Genomic DNA, 18,247 nt, shown 5'->3' on the forward strand with positions numbered 1-18,247 from the left:
CTCGAAAAAGTCCTGTCTATTCCTGTAAAAAAACGGGAAGTGGCTCGTTCAACTTTTCCTCTTCAAACCATTTAAGCTGTTTTCTTAATTGAACAACATTTCCGACCAAAATGATAGCCGGGTTGGTTATTTGTTCTTTTTCCACTTTGGAGTGAATCGTCTCCAAGGTACCGGTTACCGTCCGTTGATATTCCGTTGTCCCCCATTCAATCACGGCTGTCGGCGTGTCTGCCTTTCTTCCGTTGTTTATCAGTTGTTCACATATATAGTCAAGATTTCGAATCCCCATATAAAAGGCAAGCGTGTCAATTCCCGTCGCAAGGGCCCGCCAATTGATCTTATCCGGCTCCTTATAAAGACGACCATGCCCGGTAATCATAGCAAAAGAAGAGGCATACCCCCGATGGGTAACCGGAATCCCGGCATAGGCGGAAGCGGCAATACTCGAGGTGACACCGGGAACAATCTCATATGGAATTGAGTTCTCGGCTAAAATTGCCGCCTCTTCACCCCCTCGGCCGAAAACAAATGGGTCACCCCCTTTTAACCGTGTAACGATGTTCCCTTCACATGCCTTCTTGACTAATATACTATTAATTCGATCCTGAACCATCGTATGATTTCCCGGGAATTTCCCACAAAAGATTAACTCAACTGTTGGCTTTGCAAAATGTAATAGTTCCTCTTTAATCAGGCGGTCATAGACGATGACATCCGCTTTCTTGATACATTCCAAACCGTAAACTGTGATAAGCTTAGCATCCCCGGGTCCGGCCCCGACTAAAAATACTTTTCCGCTCTTCATCCGACCTTTTCCTTTCTATTAAAAAATGCAGTAAAATGTTGTTTTTGTCTTCATCCGCTAACTTTCCCGCTGCTGAAATTGTTTCATTTTTTGAGTAATGAATTCCATTTTTACATGCTGCCTTACATGCTCTGCAAGACGATCGAAGGCATCCTCCCGTAGTTGGCTGAAAGCAACACGTTCCGTTAAAGGTGCCAAACCTTTGCTTTCCCTTACCTTATTTAAGAAATAGGCACGAAATTCATCATTATGGAAGATTCCATGAAAATAAGAACCGAGTACCTTTTCGGATGAATGCTTGCACCCATCGCATCCCTTTTCCATTTTAATGAACGGGACGGCATTACCTTTCAAGTGAGTTTGTCCCATATGAATCTCGTACCCGTTAATCGTAAATTGCTTATTTTGATAGGTCACAACCCCTTTAGATAGAACGGTTGTCTTTTCCGTGGTCATAACGGTATGAATCGGAAGAAGGGCCAACCCCGCCATTTTTTCACAGGTTGTTTCTATATGATCCGGGTCGAGAATCTCCTCCCCAAGCATTTGAAAGCCACCGCAAATTCCAAATACAATGGTATTCCCTTTTGCTTGTAAAGCTAAAATGGCTTCTTTCAACCCACTTTGCTCGAGGAATTGCAAATCCTCAATCGTATTTTTACTCCCCGGCAGAATAATGATATCCGGGCTTTTCAGCTGATCTTGTTTGCTCACAAACCTTACATCACAGTCTGATTCTGCGAAGAACGGATCGATATCAATGAAATTGGATATTTTCGGATAGCGAATCACGGCAATATCAAGATCTTTCGTCAAATCTTGCTGCGCCGTATAGCTATCGAGAATCAAGGAATCCTCCGCCTCGATAGTTAAATTAGGAAGATAAGGAACAACACCAAGAACTGGTACACCTGTATACTGTTCGAACCAATCAAGGCCCGGCTGCAATAGAGCGATGTCACCGCGAAATTTATTAATCACCACACCGATAATTCGCCGCCGATCTTCCTCTGACAGTAATTGCAATGTACCTACTAAACTGGCAAATACCCCGCCCTTTTCAATATCCCCTACGAGGATGACCGGAGCGTTGGCCAGCTTAGCTACCCGCATATTAACTAATTCACGATCATTTAAGTTGATTTCGGCAGGACTCCCGGCGCCTTCAATGATAATTCGTTGATATTGTTGGTCCAGTCTCTCCAGAGATGCCTTTATGAGTTCCAACCCTTTGTAAAAAAAATCCTCGCGATATTCAAAAGCAGCCATATTTCTATATGGTTTGCCATTGACAACAATTTGGGATTCGTTTTCCCGGCTCGGCTTGATTAAAATCGGGTTCATGTCTGTCGTTGCCAAAATCCCGGCAGCCTCCGCCTGAACACCCTGGGCACGGCCGATTTCAAAACCATCAACAGTAATGTAGGAATTTAATGCCATGTTCTGAGATTTATAAGGCGCTGTTTTATAACCATCTTGGGCAAAGATCCGACAAAACGCGGTAACTAATACGCTCTTGCCAGCATCGGAATTGGTCGCTTGAATCATTAACCGCTGGGCATTCGTCATCTGCTGTTCCACTCCTTACACTTGTTAATCCAATTTTCCACCATTTTCGGACAGGAGGCAAAGTAAAAATGGCTATACCCGGCAACGAGGTTCCCATTCATGTATCCTTCCGGCTGGGATTTTCTCCTGCTTATTGTTTCGTAGGCATACGGCGTCTCTGCCTGCGATACATAAACAGAATAATGGAATTCATGTCCTTTGGCTGACATCCCCTGAGATAAAAAGGGATTCCCGGATCTTCCCGTAATTTCACGGTATCCAAGGGCAACTAAATGGCCTTGCATCACTACTTTTCCTGGGATGGTACCGACCATATCAAAGCTTTTCCCATCTTTCGTTTCGATCGCTTCGGTAAGATACATAAATCCGCCACACTCGGCAATCGTAGGCAGACCATTCTTAATCGCAGTCCGTATAGACGCCTTCACGTCTGACCTCATTGATAAAATTTCTGCAAATTCTTCCGGAAACCCGCCGCCTAGGTACAGCCCGGCAGCCTCATTTGGAAGCGGTTCATCATTTAATGGTGAAAAAAAAGATAATTCCGCTCCGAACGCCGACAGCAAGTCAAGATTTTCCTGATAATAAAAATTAAACGCTGCATCCTGTGCCACCGCAATCTTTACAGTTTGCTTCTGTCTCCGTGCAAAAATGGACGGGGTGGTTGTAACGATCGGCGGTGCCTCCGATAAGGCCATTAATTGATCAAGATCAATGGTTTCTGCCACTAGTTCTCCAAGTTTTTCAAAGAAGGGGTCCAATTCACCACGCTCAATGGAAGGAATAAGTCCCAAATGCCGTTCTGGTATTTTAACAGCCGTATCTGCCTTTAAGTACCCAATAACAGGGATGTGACACTCCTGTTCCACCGCGGTTTTTACCAGCTGGTAGTGTCCCTCGCTCCCCGCCTTGTTGGCGATAACAGCCACAATATTTACCTTAGGGGCGAAAGATTGAAACCCTTTGACAATCGCAGCTACACTGCGGGCCATGCTGGCACAATTAACAACCAGGATGACAGGACTTTGGGTAATGACACTAATTTCCGCTGTACTTCCGACATTTGAGGTGGGGGCTTTTCCATCAAAGAGTCCCATGACGCCCTCAATGATCGAAATATCAGCATCCGCACTGGATCGCCGGATAATGTCTTTCACCAAGTCATGTTCCTGCATCCAGCTGTCCAAATTTCGTGAAGGTCTGCCTGTGACCGCTGTATGATAGGAGGGATCAATATAATCAGGTCCACATTTATACCCTTGTACTTGCAAGCTTTTCTTTCTCAGGGCCGCCATTAAGCCGATTGTAAGGGTTGTTTTGCCTACCCCGCTTCCGGTTCCGGCAATGACTAATCTATTTGAACTCAACAATTTCACCCCTTTTCTGGCATGTTTCAAAAAAACTTCCGACTTTATTTGCTCTGACAGCAACTGAGATGGTCACATTACCAGATTTCTTTTTTACTACCGCGAGGCTTGCAGCACCACTATATAATTTGGCCGCCGGCTCGCTGACTCCATATGCTCCCGTATAGTGAAAGACAGTCGTCGATGGCGCCTCCAGCTTGACTGAATTTAATTCTTCCGAGGTGTAATAATGAAATTCCCAGCCATGATTATGAACGATTTTCCATAACCCCGGCTCATCTTTTTTTATATCAATGGTACATATGGCTTTAACACTATTAATTGAGAACTTTAACTCAGCCAGTGTTTCCTTAATAACAGCTTCAATTTCCTGCTCGGAAGTACCCCGGTTACAGCCCATCCCTAAAACAAGCACTTTCGGACGATAGATGATGGAAACAGGGAAGGCCGCTAATTCCTGATGACTGATTAAGCGGTGCGTGATCCAAATGACTGCATCAGGCTTTGCGGCCAAGGCAGTGCTAAAATCCCCAACGAGCTTAAGATTTGCTGGCAATTCCACTTTTTCCGGCCACCAGTTTCTTTCCCCAGATTCTTGAATAATGACAACACGCTCTCCATTTACAACGGCAGCGCTGACCGCCGTTAAATTTTCCGGTGATTCCCACGTCCAGCCGAATTCTTTTCCCAATAAATCGACCGCAATGGTTTTTTGCCGGTCAGATGCAGTGGTAATGACTGAATGGGCCTGAAGTATTTCGGCCACACGCTCCGTTAATTGGTTGGCCCCGCCAAGATGTCCGGAAGCCACGCTGATGGCATATTTTCCTTGTTCATCAACGACAACGACCGCCGGGTCAGTCTTCTTATCTTTTAAATACGGAGCAATCAAACGGACAGCCGCACCTAATGAAAAGAGCAGGATCAAGCCTTTATAGGATTGAAAAAGTCTTCCGATCAATTCGCTCGCACTTCCATCAAAGGCAAATGCGGCAGCATTGCTCTCTGATTCTTTCAAAAACTTTCTTTTCACATAAATATCAGTATTGCCCAACGAATTCTGTAATTTCCCGGCAAGTTCTGCTCCGTTTTTGGTAATCGCTACAACGGCATATGGACCAAGCTGCAGATTCATCCTTTCACACCCCGATATCCATGGGGAAAAGCCTTATCATAAAGTTTGGAACGATATTCCTGCTCCAAAATACGTTCATCCAGTGCCCATCCTGCCAAAATCATCGCCTGCTTACGGACGCCTTCAGCCTTCATCGCCTGCTCCAATTGCGCCAGTGTTGTCCGGATAATCTTTTGGTCAGGCCAGGTTGCCCGGTATACGACAGCAACAGGCGTATCATCGCGCCAACCGGCTGCAATAAATTCTGACACAACTACTTTCGTTAAAGCAGCACTTAAAAACAAGCCAATGGTACAATGGTGTGCAGCCAATTCCCGCAATTTTTCACGTTCCGGGACCGGAGTCCGTCCTTCCACTCTTGTCAAGATCACCGTTTGGGTAAGGTCCGGAATCGTCAACTCTGCACCAACAGCCGCTGCCGAAGCAAATACGGAGCTCACACCAGGGACAATTTCAACGTCGATATTCCTTTCCTTCAGGAGCGCCATTTGTTCCATTATGGCACCATACATCGCCGGATCCCCTGTATGTAGGCGAACAACCTTTTTTCCCTCCAGCAAACGCCCTTCCATCCTATCTACGATTTCTTCCAGATGAAGCGGAGCTGTTTTAATAATTTCCGCTTGTGGCTTGACTTCTGTCAGCAGCGCATCATTTACAAGCGAATCAGCATAAAAAATGGCATCTGCTTCCTTTAGAAGCTTTAACCCCTTGACGGTAATTAAATCCGGATCCCCGGGACCAGCTCCAACAATAAATAGCTTCATTACTTTCTCACCACCATCAGCGATAAATATTCCAACTCCACTCCTGCGAGTTCATTGGTTTTCCAAATGATCTCATCTTCAGAGGTCACTTTTGTGACGACATATGCCCGATCCAGTAAGTTCAGGTCTTTCAGCACCTGTAACATCAGGTCTTTTACTTTGGCTACTTTTATAAATACGATGCAATCATGATCATTGATGGCCTTTTTCATCGTATCGTAGTCATCGCAAGCTGGAATAATCGCCACATGGTCTTCACCGTCAGCGAGCGGGATACCGAGCCTTGCCGCGGCTCCACCCATGGAAGTAATCCCCGGTACTATTTCAATAACCGCTTCCGGGTGTCTGTCTCTCATTAGATTCATCATAAAGATAAAGGTACTAAACAGGAGAGGATCTCCTTCAGTTACAAAAGCCACATCTTTCCCTGCGGCCAGCTTCTCCCAAATTTGTTCAACAGAATGTGACCACTTCTGATTCAGTTCTTCAGGGTCTTTAGTCATTGGAAAAATCAACCCCAACATTTCCTTTTCCTCTTGGTCTATATATGTGTCGACAATATAATAGGCATAGCTGTTGTGACCGTCTCGTTTCTTTGGGAAAGCAATCACAGAAGATTCCTGTAAAATTCTCGCTGCTTTAACCGTAATCAATTCCGGATCTCCCGGTCCAACTCCCAATCCATATAACCTGCCAAGCATATTATGATTCTCCCTCCCGAGTACCGGTAATAATGTAAATAGGGTTAAAGGCTGCAAATCTTGTTAACTGCAGTACCGGCTTGCTTTTTGATATTTGTGCAAGGGTGATGCTCACGGAAAATTTTCGTTCTTTCAACATTGTGACGGCATCATATAGTTTTTCAATAGTGGCCGCATTGATAACAATTTTTCCTCCAGGTCTCAGCCGATCATAGCAAACATCCAATATTGGCGAAAGAGCATCTGAAGCCCCACCAATAAAGACAGCATCAGGGTCAGCGAATGGTGACAGCCCATCTGGTGCCTTCCCATGGACAAGCGTTAGATCGGTGCGAAATTTCATCATGTTTTTTTGGCAATTCGCCAAGTCATTGTTGTTTTTCTCAATGGCATAAACCATGCCTTCTCTGGCAATTCTTGCAGCTTCGATTGCGAGTGAACCGGTACAGGTTCCGATATCCCAAACGATACTGTCCGCTTGTAAACCGAGTGCGGCCAAAGAAAGAATTCGCACTTCCTTTTTGGTTATTAGGCCTTTTTCCGGCTTTCGCTGGAAAAACTCTTCATCATCTATCCCGACCGGCCAACGTGGTGCTAATCCTGACTTTTTCAGAACCACAATATTTAAGGGGGAAAATTCCTTTTTTCTTGCTTCTTCAAGGTTATACCAGCCAGCCTTTTCCGTTTCACCGCCAAGGTTTTCAGCAACAAAAAGACGGTACTCGTTCATCCCAAATGATAATAAGTAGTCGGCCAGGGCCGCGGGGGTGTTTACCTTATCCGTCAAGACAGCGACCTTTGATTTTCCATCAATCCGCTGTGCCAATCCTTTCATCGATCGTCCATGAATACTGGTGACATAAGCATCATGCCAAGGCTCACCTATTTTAGCAAAAGCAAGCTGAATCGAACTGACATGGGGATATATTTCCAACTCTATACTGCTTGAGAGCTTGTTACCAATACCGTAAAACAAGGGATCCCCGGAAGCCAGGATGACTGTATTTTTCGGTTCCTTTTGCAACCGTTCCAGAAGCTGTTCCAATTTGCCCTTGATCGCTACTATTTCACCTTTATATTGGGGGAAAAAAGCTAAATGGCGCTCCCCGCCTACTAATCTCTCACTTTCATCAATCCATCTCTGATAAATGGGCAATAAGCTTTCCTGGCCGCCGTCTCCAATTCCGATTAATTTAACTGACTGGTTCACTGTCGTTCCGCCTTTCCTAAGAAGTCACCTGAAAGGGTATAAAGGCTTGTTTCCACCTTCAGTCCTCCACCAATTTCAGCCAAAGCTGATTGGCAGCAGTATTCACATATTAACTGAAAGAACTGGTAATTTCCGATCCCGATCATGATTTCAGCCACTTTTGCGGCTGTATTCGCCCGGACAATGTCCGGCAGAATGGTTTCTTTTACTCCTGCTTCTTTGGCAATTTGGGCAAGAAAGGAAAAATTTATATCAATCTTTCTCGCATGGACGTTCATTTTCCCTTGTGCAATTTTGGAAAACTTGCCAACCATTCCGACCAGCGATACCTGCTTGATCCCTTGCTGCTTACATTCTTCAAGGGCAAATCCAACAACGTCACCCATTTCAATAAAAGCCACTTGCGGCAGGTAGGAATACTGTTTCATCGCATATTTTTCACTACGTCCTCCAGTCGTTAAGACGACATGCTCACAGCCTGCTTTTCTAGCTACCTTGATCGCCAAGGAAATACTTGCTGTATAGGCCTCTGCTGAAAAAGGGACGACGATTCCACGGGTCCCCAATATCGAGATACCGTCAATAATCCCCAATCTTCCATTAAGAGTTTTTTTGGCAATTTCCTCGCCTTTTGGAACAGAAATCATAATCGATACACCGTTCCCCACACCATACTGCCGCAAGATCTCTCCCGCCACTGCTTCAATCATTTGTCTTGGGACGGGATTGATCGCCGCCTCTCCTACAGGAATTGGAAGACCTTCTTTCGTGACGCGGCCTACACCCTTGCCTCCATCTAAAGCAATTCTGTCATCTTTCCTCCAGGAAACGGTTGATTGAATGAGCGCACCATGTGTGGCATCAGGATCATCACCGCCATCCTTAATAATTCCTGCGGTTACTTGGCCCTTGGAAATGACCATTTCCTCAATGGTGAATTTCACCTGGTTACCGGCAGGAATCAAAATCGTCACTTCTTCTTGGCTTTCCCCGGTAATCAAGGCGATTAAAGCTACCTTCGTCGCTGCGGTTGCACAGGCTCCCGTTGTATATCCAAATCTAAGTGGCTGGGTCTGTTGATCTAACATCATTCCACCCTTTCTGCCATAATGGCAATGGCATTTACGGCTGCTACAGCAACCGTACTCCCGCCTTTCCTCCCTTTATTGGTAATAAACGGAATATCTAATTTCATCAGCTCTTCCTTTGATTCTGTTGCCGAGACAAAGCCGACAGGAAACCCAATGATCAATCCCGGCTTTGGTGCCCCCTGTTTTATCAGACGGATTAATTCCAGCAAGGCAGTTGGGGCATTTCCGATTGCAAAAATACCACCTTCCGCTTCCTTTATCCCTTTTCGCATGGCGATAATGGATCTGGTAACATTTAAAGCACGTGCTTCCTTGACAACTTCTTCATCGGTAATATATTCATGGATCGTACAGCCAAATTTTTCAATTCGGCGTTTGTTAATCCCGACACTTACCATCTTGATATCGGTAACAATTTTTTTCCCCGTTTTGATCGCATGGATCCCGGCCTGAATGGCATCGAGATGAAATCGTAAGCTTTTCCCCAGTTCAAAATCGGCTGAGGAATGAATGACCCTTTGAACGATCGGGTATTGTTCCGCTGTATAGGAGTGACTGCCAATTTCCTCGTCAATTATTTCAAAGCTCCGGCCCTCAATTTTTTGTGGTTGAATGGTATATGGTTTAAACTCCGTTTTAAAATCAATCATGGTTCCCTTCCCTTTCTACACCTTTTAAATGATGAATCACGTCTTCAAACGTCCAATATACGGTTCCATAATCGACAGTAGGGCGTTTGATGATGATCGCATCAATTCCCAGCTCCAAAGCAGCTGTCAGTTTCTCTTCTAAAGACCCGACTTTTCCGCTTTCTTTTGTAATCATCACCGTTGTCTTATATAACGCAAACAAGGCTTTGTTAAATTCCTTCGTAAATGGTCCTTGCATCGCCACGATATTCTTCTGGGGAATGTGTAGCCTTTCACATGTTTCCAAGTTCTCTTTTTGCGGAAGGAGACGGATTATCATTCTGACATCTGGCAATGGAAGAAGCTTATCGGCGAACACTGGAAGCGTCTTGCTTCCGGTTGTCAAAAATACCACCCCTTTTTTCCCTGCAGCAAGTTCTGCTGCTTCTTGATAACTATCGACATAGGAGATGGAGGGGTTGTTTATCCTTACTGATTCCCGCTCAAAGCGGATATAAGGAATCCCACAATGCTTGGCAGCCGCAATCGCATTTATACTGGCTTCATCCGCAAAGGGATGACTGGCATCGACAATGGCGGTGATCTGATTTTGGGCAATAATATCTTTCATTTTCTCCGCCGTTAACCTGCCAACCCGTACGGAAATTTCAGCATCGCGCCATTCTTTTGCCGCATTGGGCGATACCACCGTTGCGATTTGGGAAAAGCCTCTTGCTTTTATTTGGAGACCCAGATCCCGAGCATCACTTGTACCGGCAATCAGTAGAATCATCGGTTGCCTCAGATGCCTTTTTGACCATCATGTCCATCGTGATGTTGGCTTTCGCCATGTTGACAATGATCATGGCAGTGATGATCGTCCCTGTCATGATGGTTTTCAGTGTTATGGTGGTGATCATGATGGTGTCCTGGTTCATGATGATGATGGTGGTGCCCCGTATGCTTGCTTGCTTCAAAACGATATTGACAGGTATCACAATTCATTCTGACATCTTCCTTAAGTGCCTCATTGATTCGTTCTTTTAAAATAACTTCCAAGTTTGGATGAAAGCCAAAAAAACCCGCAAGTTTAAACTGACAATCAGGATATTTTATTTTTAATTGCTCTACCATTCTTTCAAGTTCCTTGATTAATACCCCCGTAAATAAGAAGTAGGGAAGAATGATAATCTTTTTGGCTTCAAGCTTTATTAAGCGGTTAATTCCCTCTTCTACTGACGGATCTGTCACGGCAAAAAAGGCGGTTTCAACCCATTTATAATCGAGCTGTTCCCATAATAATCGGGAAATTTTGTATAAATCACTATTGGCATCAGGATCACTTCCGCCTCTGCCAACGACAAGCACAGCGGCTTTGGGATCTGGATTTCTTAGTTCCTCACCACACTCCTCAAGCCGTGTCTGACATATTTCGAGCGCAGCCGGATGGATTCCAATCGGTCTGCCGTAGCTAAAATGAATATTAGGATATTTCTTTTTTGCCTGATCAATGGCATTTGGAATATGGATTTTCGAATGACTGGCCTGCAGCAGCATGATGGGAATCAGCGCAACTTCTTCCGCTCCCTTGGCCACGCAATTTGCAATGCCTTGGTCAATCCCTGGTGCCTCAAGCTCCAAAAAACAGAGTTCCAGCAGAAGTGCCGGATCTAATGAATGGTTCAAATTATGTATAACTCGGCGGACTTGATCATTTGCCTCTTGGTCGCGGCTTCCGTGGGCCACCATTAAAACAGCTTTCACGATAATTCCTCCCCAAAATAACTTTCTTTGTGACCACTTTACTTAATCGGCTTGTCCTTGATGAAGTGCCCATGGTTCATGTTCAGATTTCAGTCTTTCATGTTTAACTAGAGCTTGCTCCGCATCAGTTAGGGAGTATTTTTTTTCATAACCTCTTGGGGTAATCATCTTGTTATCATGAACAAAGGTTGCAGAGTTTCCAATAATGACGGTGGTAAGCATGCCAATTTCATGGTCCAGCATTTCCTTTAAATTGGTGATCACAATTTGTTGCTTTTGCCGATAAGCACTTTTCACCAATCCCACTGGTGTATCAGGTGATTTATATTTTAATAGAATTCTTTGTGCCTCTTCGATTTGACGTGTCCTTTTCCCGCTTTTGGGATTATAAAGCGCAATAACAAAATCGGACATTGCCGCGGCCTCTAAACGTTTTTCAATGATCTCCCACGGGGTTAAGTGATCGCTTAAACTTACGGTGCAGGAATCATGCATGATCGGGGCTCCCAATAAGGACGCACTTGAGTGAATCGCGGAAACACCTGGAATAATTTCTACTTCAACTCCTGTCTTGCCAGACCACCCTTGCTGGGTCAGCACCTCATATACCAGACCGGCCATTCCATACACACCGGCATCACCACTTGAAACCACAGCTACCTTTTTCCCGGTTTTGGCCAACTTGACAGCTTCTTGTGCCCGTTCCACTTCCTCCGACATTCCCGTACTGACGATTTCCTGTGTGGTAATTAAGTCTTTAATAAGGTTCACATAGGTTTTATAACCAACGATGAAATCACTCTCTCTTACGGCATCTATCGCTCGTTTTGTCAAATGCTCCATACTTCCCGGACCGCAGCCAATCACAAATAATTTTCCCTTCATCATTTCCCCTCCATCTTTTCCTTTCAATACAAAAAAGCCTTAGTCCATCGGAGGTGGCTAAGGCTTTTTAACAGTAGCGAATGATACACGTCTTTAACTGCAACGCTATCACTATTCTTCCCTCCGAAGAACAAGATACAACGTAAAAGCAGGTTTCCTGGCTTCGCTTCATCCTACTCTTGTCCCTTCCCGGTTTTCCAGTGGAATTCTACAATTTCGTTTGCGTTACAGTAGCGGGGGCTGCATCGGTTTCTAACCGATTTCCCTTTTATCTCCTTAAAACGGAGCACTTTTACGTATTACCTATTCACTTTTTTAAAGGTCAGTATCATTAAACAGCAACATTTGACAATTAACAAGTGAACAATTTTTGTCAAAAAATTCACAACTGGCTAGAACTTAGATATGACTTGTTATCGAGGGATTTTTGAACTTTCTGTCACAAATATTCCATGGACAACTCGAAAAACACAAGGCTATACTTAGTGATAACAATTTAATCATGGGAAAACGGGTGTTGATTAATTAATCAACGTAAAAGGGAAGCTGGTTAAATTCCAGCACGGTTCCCGCCACTGTAATTTGGAGCAGTCCGCAAGAAGGCCACTTAGTCAATTTAAAACCTTGACTAGGGAAGGCGCGGTTCTGCGATGACAATGAGTCAGGAAACCTGCCTGTTTTTCAAGTTTTAACTGCCTACGGGATATAGGTATGTTCAAAATGTCACAAAGCCAAAGCATTCTGAACTAACCTAACGTTCAGAATGCTTTTTTTTACAATTTAAAGGAGTGAGAGAAGTGAAGAAAAAACCTTTTCGGAGGACTGTCCCCATTTTAGTATTAGCGGCTACGATCTATTTTTGGCTTAATTCGTATCAATCGGCTTATGCCATGCATATTGCTGAAGGATTTCTGCCATTGAAGTGGGTGATCATCTGGTGGGCTATTTACCTTCCTTTCCTTTTTGCCGGAATGAAAAAAATTCACAAGCTTGTTGCCGATGCACCTGAAGTGAAAATGATGCTAGGTCTGTCCGGCGCCTTTGTCTTTGTGCTCTCGGCCTTAAAATTGCCCTCTGTTACCGGGAGCAGCTCCCATCCGACAGGAACGGGTTTAGGCACAGCCTTATTCGGTCCCATTGTCATGAGCGTACTTGGATTCATTGTTCTGTTATTTCAAGCTCTTCTGCTTGCTCATGGAGGGTTAACAACGCTCGGTGCAAACGGGTTCTCTATGGCGGTTGCCGGTCCGTTTGTTGCCTATTGGATCATACAGCTAGGAAAACGTCTCGGCCTGTCTTTCCGTGTCTCTCTTTTTACGGGAGCCTTGTTAGGTGATTTGGCTACTTATTCTGTTACTTCGTTCCAATTGGCATTAGCCTTTCCTGCGGCAACGGGTGGAGTGGCAGCGTCTTTTTTGAAATTCTCCAGCATTTTCTTAGTTACACAGCTGCCGCTTGCTATAAGTGAAGCTATCTTGACGGTCATCGTGATGAATTTACTATTTAAATACAATACTCAAGTATTAAAACTATTAAAAGTTCCTTTCAGAGAGGAAGCTAACCTATGAAAAATAATGCGTTTTTAATTCTTGTTTTTATCTTCATTACTGCTATTCCGTTTTTCATCCATGGTCAAGCGGATTTTTCCGGGACGGATGGACGAGCAACCGATATTGTCCATTCTCTGAAGCCAAATTATAAACCGTGGGTCAATTACCTTTGGGCCCCGGCAAGCAGTGAAGTTGAAAGTTTCTTATTTGCCGGTCAAGCTGCTATAGGTGCCGGTGCCATCGGTTTTATTATCGGGACCTATCGAGAGCGCAAAATTCATGACAAGGATATGAAGTGATATATAGCGATGTTGTTAATTGACCAGTACGCCTACCATAACCGTTTCAGCGATATTCACGCCTTTGACAAAGTTACTTTTTCGCTGTTTATGCTTTTGTTCTCTTTATTCGCAAGAGACATGAAGGTAAGTTTCACAGTTTTTCTGATTTCGAGTATCATGATCCTTCTGGCAAGGATTCCTATAAAATATTACATAAAATTATTAGTTCTTCCGATTACTTTTATTCTCTTGGGATTAATTCCTCTAATGGTTAATTTCTCCCTGAATGCGATACCCGGCAGCGAAATTATTTTTGATATTTCAATGGGGAAACTGTTCATCTATGTAGATATGTCGAGTGTAAGGGCAGCCTTTCAACTATTTATGGTTTCTATTGGCAGCATTAGTTGTTTATACCTGCTCATTTTAACCACGCCACTCGTGGAAATTCTATATTTATTAAAAAAGTGGCGGATCTCTCCGCTTTTCATTGAAATGATTGCGATCACTTACCGTTTTTTATTTACACTAATTGAAACGGCTGCGGAAATTTACCATTCGCAGTCTTCCAGGCTGGGGTATACTTCGTTTAGAACTGGCTTAACCTCTTTGGGATACTTAACGACTGCCTTATTTTTAAAAAGCTTTCAGAAAGCGGCTAAGCTACATCAAGCTGTCGAATCCCGTGGCGGATATGGAGAGTTTATCGGCAGTGAAAGAGAGTACAGCCTTTCCTTACTAAATTTGGGTGTTTTTATGATTGTCCTGTTATTGCTCGTTTTGCTATTCACCTTTTAAGGAGGAACCCCTTATATGACAACACCTATTATCACAACTAACAATCTTATTTATCGTTATGGGGATGGTACGGAAGCATTAAAGGGGATTTCCCTCACCTTAAACCAAGGAAAAAAAATAGCCATCCTCGGGAACAATGGAGCAGGAAAATCCACTTTCTTTTTACATTTGAACGGAATTCTTAAGCCTTTATCAGGGTCAATTACCTTTAAAGGGGAGAGGATCCAGTATACGAAGAAGTATTTACAGGCGCTAAGACAAAAGGTAGGAATCATTTTTCAAAATCCGGATGAGCTATTATTTTCTCCAACTGTATTTGAAGATATCTCCTATGGGCCGCGAAATTTGGGACTGACCAAAGATGCCATCGAACGCTTGGTTCACTGGGCGATGAAAGAAACTGGAACTTTAGAACTGCAAAAAAAAGCCACTCATTCCTTAAGTATTGGCCAAAAAAAGCGTGTTTCCATTGCCTGTGTGCTTTCCATGGACCCCGAACTCCTAATCTTGGATGAACCAACTGCCGGTCTGGACAGCTATTATGCGAAAAAGATTATTAATCTTTTAAATCAAATTAACCGTGATGGAAAAACCATTGTCCTCTCGACCCATGATATCAATTTTGCTTTCGAATGGGCGGATGAGATTATTATCTTACATGATGGCAAAGTTCTTGGAAATGGGGGAAGGGAGGAAATATTTCTCCAGAAAGACCTTTTTCAAAAGGCAAACCTAGAGCGGCCGATGATTCTCGACCTTTATCAATTTCTTATTGACAATGATTACTTTCCTACACAAAAACAAATCCCGCGGACAAAAGAAGATCTTTTGAAGCTGTTGTCAATCAGTACAAGTCGTATCTTGAAGAATGGTCAATAATCACAAAATACCCACCCCTCATAAAATAATCTAAACCAACTTTTGCTGTTCAGTTTATAAAAGGAACAACCCCCTCTATCCAGGCGTATTATCGGAGGGGGCTGTTATTCATTAGAAATGATTCTAAATAAAATTTTAATAAACAATTCGCATTACCCAAGGTTCATTTTGACAATGACTTCTACACTCTTCAGCTAGTTTTCTCCAGTGATTGAATCCGCCTTAGCATCTCATTTCTCAATGGTTCTTCTGTCCGATAGCGGTCATTAAGAACCTCTTCCAAAAGCTCATTTTTTTGCTCAAACGGAATTGCCATCTTTTTTAATTTGCTCCTGCATTGCGAAAGGAACCTAATGTATGTTTCCCATGACCTGTCAAATTGCTGTTCTAAATCTAGTTTTATTTTTCTTGTCAATTTGGGACTCGCCCCATTGGTTGTGACGGCAATTTGCAGTTGCCCCCGCCGAAGAGTTGATGGGAAAATTACATTTCCTTCCTCCGCAGGGTCAACCACACATACTAACTGATTCGGGGAAAGCTGTTTCGACAATATCCTATTTATTTTTGGATCATTAGTTGCCAAGATAACGAAAAATGCATCACTAAAGTCAGTTGGTTTGGCTTCTCGATGGATTAAGGTGTAGCCCTTTTCTTCGGATAATATTAGGACATCGTTACAAAAGTCGGGTGCAATAAAAGTGATCTCCGGTTCCTCCGCCTCCAGATTCCTTGCCTTCCTGGCAGCAATCTTTCCTCCGCCTGCGATGACGATTTTTTTCTTTGTTAAATTGATGAATAACGGTAACATACTAACACCTCTTACAACCATTCTTACCTATTTTGTTGCTTGGTGCACAGCTTCGATTACTTGACTCGTGGTTTGCATTTGCAGCACGGTCTTGGTAAGCTCCTCCATAGCCGTTTTTTTCAATTTGCGAATTTGTGAACGTGCTCTCAGAATCGATGTAGCACTCATTGAAAATTCGTCAAGACCGAGACCAAGAAGAAGTGGAATGGCGGTTTCATCGCCGGCCATTTCGCCGCACATACCTGCCCATTTTCCTTCAGCATGGGCTGCATCAATTACCATCTTTACCAATCTTAAAATCGATGGGCTGTATGGCTGATACAGGTAAGATACACCCTGATTCATGCGGTCCGCAGCCATCGTGTATTGAATCAAGTCGTTGGTACCGATGCTGAAGAAATCAACCTCTTTAGCAAATTGATCAGCTAACACGGCTGTAGAAGGGATTTCCACCATGATTCCCAGTTCAATCTGGTCGGAAACCTGCTGCCCGTCCGCAAGCAGTTTCTGTTTTTCCTCGGTAAATATTTTCTTTGCCTCCCGGAACTCATCAAGGGTTGCAATCATCGGGAACATAATTTTTAAATTGCCATAATTGCTGGCCCGCAGCAAGGCACGCAGCTGTGTCCGAAAAATATCCTGTTCGATTAAACATAAACGGATCGCCCGAACCCCCAAAAACGGATTCAGTTCTTCCGGCAAACTCAAGTAAGGAAGTTTTTTGTCACCGCCGATGTCCAATGTCCGAATGACAACCGGCTTGCCATTTAAGCCTTCAAGAACAGCTTTATAGGCATTAAATTGCTCCTCCTCCGAAGGTAGTTGATCCCTGCCCATGTAGAGGAATTCTGTTCTGAAAAGCCCGACTCCTTCGCCACCATTTTCGATGACCGCCTTTAAATCGTTGGGTGAACCAATGTTGGCCACTAGTTCAACATGGTGATTATCCGCAGAAATCGTTTTTTCGTTTACTAGCTTGGCCCATTCTGCTTTTTGCAGCTCATATTGTTCAGAGATTTTACCGTACTCCTCAACCAGGTCAGCTGCAGGGTTAATATGCACTTCCCCCTTTAGACCATCGACAATGACCAAATCGCCATTTTTTATTTCGGCTGTTGCTGTTTTTGTTCCAACGACTGCAGGAATTTCCAGTGAACGGGCCATAATCGCCGAATGCGAGGTCCGACCGCCAATATCGGTTGCAAATCCTTTTACAAACTGACGGTTTAATTGTGCAGTATCAGATGGTGTTAAGTCATTGGCAATCACCACAACTTCTTCAGAAATCATGCTTGGATTCGGTATTTGAACCCCCAGCAGGTGGGACAGAACACGCTTCGTCACATCACGGATATCCGCTGCCCGTTCCTTCATATAGTCGTTATCCATTTGCTCGAACATGCTGACAAACATGTCTGCTGTTTCTTTGAGGGCGGCTTCTGCATTCGTCTTTTCTCCAGTTATTTTTTCTTCGATCGGTCCAGTTAGCTCAGGATCGCTTAAAACGAGCAAATGTGCCTCAAAAATCGCTGCCTTATCGGCGCCCAATTTTTCTGCAGCATGACTTTGAATTAATTTTAACTCTTCCTTTGATTTTTCCAGTGCCGTACGAAACCGTTCTACTTCTGCATTTCCATCGTCAACGGTCTGTTTTTCAAAAGACAGATCAGGTTCAACCAGCAGGTAGGCTTTGGCAATCGCAATTCCGTTAGAGGCAGCTATTCCTTTTAAAGATTCCATTATTTCGCAATACCTTCTTTCATCATCATTTCCTCCAGAGCTTTTAAGGCATCATTAGCATCACTGCCTTCAGCCGAGATGATAATGTCTGCCCCCTTGCTAATGCCTAAAGACATGACGCCCATAATCGATTTTAAATTGACGGTTTTTTCCTTATATTGTAAATTGATATTCGAATTAAATTTACTGGCCGTTTGAACTAATAATGATGCCGGACGTGCATGAATACCTGTATCTGAAGTTACGTTAAATTGTTTTTCTGCCATTT

Annotated in this window: 18 protein-coding genes, 1 pseudogene and 2 riboswitches; of the genes and pseudogenes, 4 read left to right on the forward strand and 15 right to left on the reverse strand. The window is 43.7% G+C overall.

Features of this window, described 5'->3' with window-relative positions:
- Positions 1 to 16: 16 nt before the first annotated feature.
- The 12 genes and pseudogenes from cobA to cobJ form a co-directional block, all read right to left on the reverse strand.
- On the reverse strand, positions 17 to 805 hold the full coding sequence (gene cobA / locus JK635_RS08795) for a uroporphyrinogen-III C-methyltransferase (protein WP_202653578.1): 789 nt from the start codon (positions 803 to 805) through the stop codon (positions 17 to 19).
- 57 nt (positions 806 to 862) lie between these two features.
- Positions 863 to 2,374, reverse strand: a complete 1,512-nt coding sequence (locus tag JK635_RS08800; protein ID WP_202653579.1) for a cobyric acid synthase — start codon at positions 2,372 to 2,374, stop codon at positions 863 to 865.
- Positions 2,371 to 3,741 (reverse strand): cobyrinic acid a,c-diamide synthase CobB, encoded by a 1,371-nt coding sequence (locus JK635_RS08805; protein WP_202653580.1) that lies wholly within the window; start codon positions 3,739 to 3,741, stop codon positions 2,371 to 2,373. The genes JK635_RS08800 and JK635_RS08805 overlap by 4 nt, the downstream gene beginning before the upstream one ends.
- Positions 3,728 to 4,876 (reverse strand): cobalt-precorrin 5A hydrolase, encoded by a 1,149-nt coding sequence (locus tag JK635_RS08810; protein WP_202653581.1) that lies wholly within the window; start codon positions 4,874 to 4,876, stop codon positions 3,728 to 3,730. The genes JK635_RS08805 and JK635_RS08810 overlap by 14 nt, the downstream gene beginning before the upstream one ends.
- Positions 4,873 to 5,643 (reverse strand): precorrin-4 C(11)-methyltransferase, encoded by a 771-nt coding sequence (cobM, locus tag JK635_RS08815; protein ID WP_202653582.1) that lies wholly within the window; start codon positions 5,641 to 5,643, stop codon positions 4,873 to 4,875. The genes JK635_RS08810 and cobM overlap by 4 nt, the downstream gene beginning before the upstream one ends.
- Entirely contained in the window at positions 5,643 to 6,344 is a 702-nt protein-coding gene (gene cobI / locus JK635_RS08820) for a precorrin-2 C(20)-methyltransferase (protein ID WP_202653583.1), read from the reverse strand. Before cobI ends, cobM begins: the two co-directional genes overlap by 1 nt.
- Position 6,345: 1 nt before the next feature.
- A complete protein-coding gene (gene cbiE, locus JK635_RS08825; RefSeq protein ID WP_202653584.1) occupies positions 6,346 to 7,554 on the reverse strand; it encodes a precorrin-6y C5,15-methyltransferase (decarboxylating) subunit CbiE in 1,209 nt (402 codons plus the stop codon).
- Positions 7,551 to 8,645, reverse strand: a complete 1,095-nt coding sequence (locus tag JK635_RS08830) for a cobalt-precorrin-5B (C(1))-methyltransferase (protein ID WP_438803825.1) — start codon at positions 8,643 to 8,645, stop codon at positions 7,551 to 7,553. Before JK635_RS08830 ends, cbiE begins: the two co-directional genes overlap by 4 nt.
- Positions 8,642 to 9,292 carry a precorrin-8X methylmutase gene (locus JK635_RS08835; protein ID WP_202653608.1) on the reverse strand — a complete coding sequence of 217 codons (651 nt, stop codon included), beginning with the start codon at positions 9,290 to 9,292 and terminating at the stop codon, positions 8,642 to 8,644. Before JK635_RS08835 ends, JK635_RS08830 begins: the two co-directional genes overlap by 4 nt.
- The gene (cobK, locus tag JK635_RS08840; RefSeq protein ID WP_202653585.1) at positions 9,288 to 10,067 is read right to left on the reverse strand and encodes a precorrin-6A reductase; all 780 of its coding nucleotides are present in this window, start codon (positions 10,065 to 10,067) and stop codon (positions 9,288 to 9,290) included. Before cobK ends, JK635_RS08835 begins: the two co-directional genes overlap by 5 nt.
- A gap of 8 nt (positions 10,068 to 10,075) precedes the next feature.
- On the reverse strand, positions 10,076 to 11,038 hold the full coding sequence (locus JK635_RS08845) for a sirohydrochlorin chelatase (protein ID WP_202653586.1): 963 nt from the start codon (positions 11,036 to 11,038) through the stop codon (positions 10,076 to 10,078).
- A gap of 57 nt (positions 11,039 to 11,095) precedes the next feature.
- Positions 11,096 to 11,923 (reverse strand): annotated as a pseudogene (gene cobJ / locus JK635_RS08850) (precorrin-3B C(17)-methyltransferase); the annotation flags it as partial.
- A gap of 130 nt (positions 11,924 to 12,053) precedes the next feature.
- A riboswitch (cobalamin riboswitch) is annotated at positions 12,054 to 12,232 on the reverse strand.
- A 186-nt stretch (positions 12,233 to 12,418) separates the two neighbouring features.
- A riboswitch (cobalamin riboswitch) is annotated at positions 12,419 to 12,615 on the forward strand.
- A gap of 198 nt (positions 12,616 to 12,813) precedes the next feature.
- On the opposite strand from cobJ, the gene JK635_RS08855 reads away from it, so the two are divergent.
- The 4 genes from JK635_RS08855 to JK635_RS08870 are packed head-to-tail and all read left to right on the forward strand — an operon-like array spanning position 12,814 to position 15,431.
- Positions 12,814 to 13,491, forward strand: coding sequence for an energy-coupling factor ABC transporter permease (locus JK635_RS08855; RefSeq protein WP_202653610.1), 678 nt, complete (start codon positions 12,814 to 12,816; stop codon positions 13,489 to 13,491).
- Complete coding sequence (locus JK635_RS08860) at positions 13,488 to 13,772, forward strand: energy-coupling factor ABC transporter substrate-binding protein (protein WP_202653587.1); 285 nt, start codon at positions 13,488 to 13,490, stop codon at positions 13,770 to 13,772. Before JK635_RS08855 ends, JK635_RS08860 begins: the two co-directional genes overlap by 4 nt.
- A 9-nt stretch (positions 13,773 to 13,781) precedes the next feature.
- A complete protein-coding gene (cbiQ, locus tag JK635_RS08865) occupies positions 13,782 to 14,552 on the forward strand; it encodes a cobalt ECF transporter T component CbiQ (RefSeq protein ID WP_202653588.1) in 771 nt (256 codons plus the stop codon).
- Between the two features lie 15 nt (positions 14,553 to 14,567).
- On the forward strand, positions 14,568 to 15,431 hold the full coding sequence (locus tag JK635_RS08870) for an energy-coupling factor ABC transporter ATP-binding protein (protein ID WP_202653589.1): 864 nt from the start codon (positions 14,568 to 14,570) through the stop codon (positions 15,429 to 15,431).
- A gap of 190 nt (positions 15,432 to 15,621) precedes the next feature.
- Here JK635_RS08870 and JK635_RS08875 read toward each other — a convergent pair whose 3' ends face one another.
- The 3 genes from JK635_RS08875 to JK635_RS08885 are packed head-to-tail and all read right to left on the reverse strand — an operon-like array spanning position 15,622 to position 18,245.
- A complete protein-coding gene (locus JK635_RS08875) occupies positions 15,622 to 16,239 on the reverse strand; it encodes an NAD(P)-dependent oxidoreductase (protein ID WP_202653590.1) in 618 nt (205 codons plus the stop codon).
- A gap of 27 nt (positions 16,240 to 16,266) precedes the next feature.
- Positions 16,267 to 17,979, reverse strand: coding sequence for a phosphoenolpyruvate--protein phosphotransferase (gene ptsP, locus JK635_RS08880; RefSeq protein ID WP_202653591.1), 1,713 nt, complete (start codon positions 17,977 to 17,979; stop codon positions 16,267 to 16,269).
- Positions 17,979 to 18,245 carry a phosphocarrier protein HPr gene (locus JK635_RS08885; RefSeq protein WP_202653592.1) on the reverse strand — a complete coding sequence of 89 codons (267 nt, stop codon included), beginning with the start codon at positions 18,243 to 18,245 and terminating at the stop codon, positions 17,979 to 17,981. The genes ptsP and JK635_RS08885 overlap by 1 nt, the downstream gene beginning before the upstream one ends.
- Between the last annotated feature and the right edge of the window lie 2 nt (positions 18,246 to 18,247).

The organism is Neobacillus paridis (assembly GCF_016765675.1).
Taxonomy (GTDB): Bacteria; Bacillota; Bacilli; order Bacillales; family Cytobacillaceae; genus Neobacillus; species Neobacillus paridis.

Coding starts and splice junctions, on each gene's coding strand:
- JK635_RS08855 (WP_202653610.1), top strand. CDS start 12,814: ATGCATATTGCTGAAGGATTTCTGCCATTGAAGTGGGTGATCATCTGG.
- cbiQ (WP_202653588.1), top strand. CDS start 13,782: ATGTTGTTAATTGACCAGTACGCCTACCATAACCGTTTCAGCGATATT.
- JK635_RS08810 (WP_202653581.1), bottom strand. CDS start 4,876: ATGAATCTGCAGCTTGGTCCATATGCCGTTGTAGCGATTACCAAAAAC.
- JK635_RS08885 (WP_202653592.1), bottom strand. CDS start 18,245: ATGGCAGAAAAACAATTTAACGTAACTTCAGATACAGGTATTCATGCA.
- JK635_RS08860 (WP_202653587.1), top strand. CDS start 13,488: ATGAAAAATAATGCGTTTTTAATTCTTGTTTTTATCTTCATTACTGCT.
- JK635_RS08800 (WP_202653579.1), bottom strand. CDS start 2,374: ATGACGAATGCCCAGCGGTTAATGATTCAAGCGACCAATTCCGATGCT.
- cobA (WP_202653578.1), bottom strand. CDS start 805: ATGAAGAGCGGAAAAGTATTTTTAGTCGGGGCCGGACCCGGGGATGCT.
- JK635_RS08870 (WP_202653589.1), top strand. CDS start 14,568: ATGACAACACCTATTATCACAACTAACAATCTTATTTATCGTTATGGG.
- ptsP (WP_202653591.1), bottom strand. CDS start 17,979: ATGGAATCTTTAAAAGGAATAGCTGCCTCTAACGGAATTGCGATTGCC.
- JK635_RS08875 (WP_202653590.1), bottom strand. CDS start 16,239: ATGTTACCGTTATTCATCAATTTAACAAAGAAAAAAATCGTCATCGCA.
- cobK (WP_202653585.1), bottom strand. CDS start 10,067: ATGATTCTACTGATTGCCGGTACAAGTGATGCTCGGGATCTGGGTCTC.
- cobM (WP_202653582.1), bottom strand. CDS start 5,643: ATGAAGCTATTTATTGTTGGAGCTGGTCCCGGGGATCCGGATTTAATT.
- cobI (WP_202653583.1), bottom strand. CDS start 6,344: ATGCTTGGCAGGTTATATGGATTGGGAGTTGGACCGGGAGATCCGGAA.
- JK635_RS08830 (WP_438803825.1), bottom strand. CDS start 8,645: ATGATGTTAGATCAACAGACCCAGCCACTTAGATTTGGATATACAACG.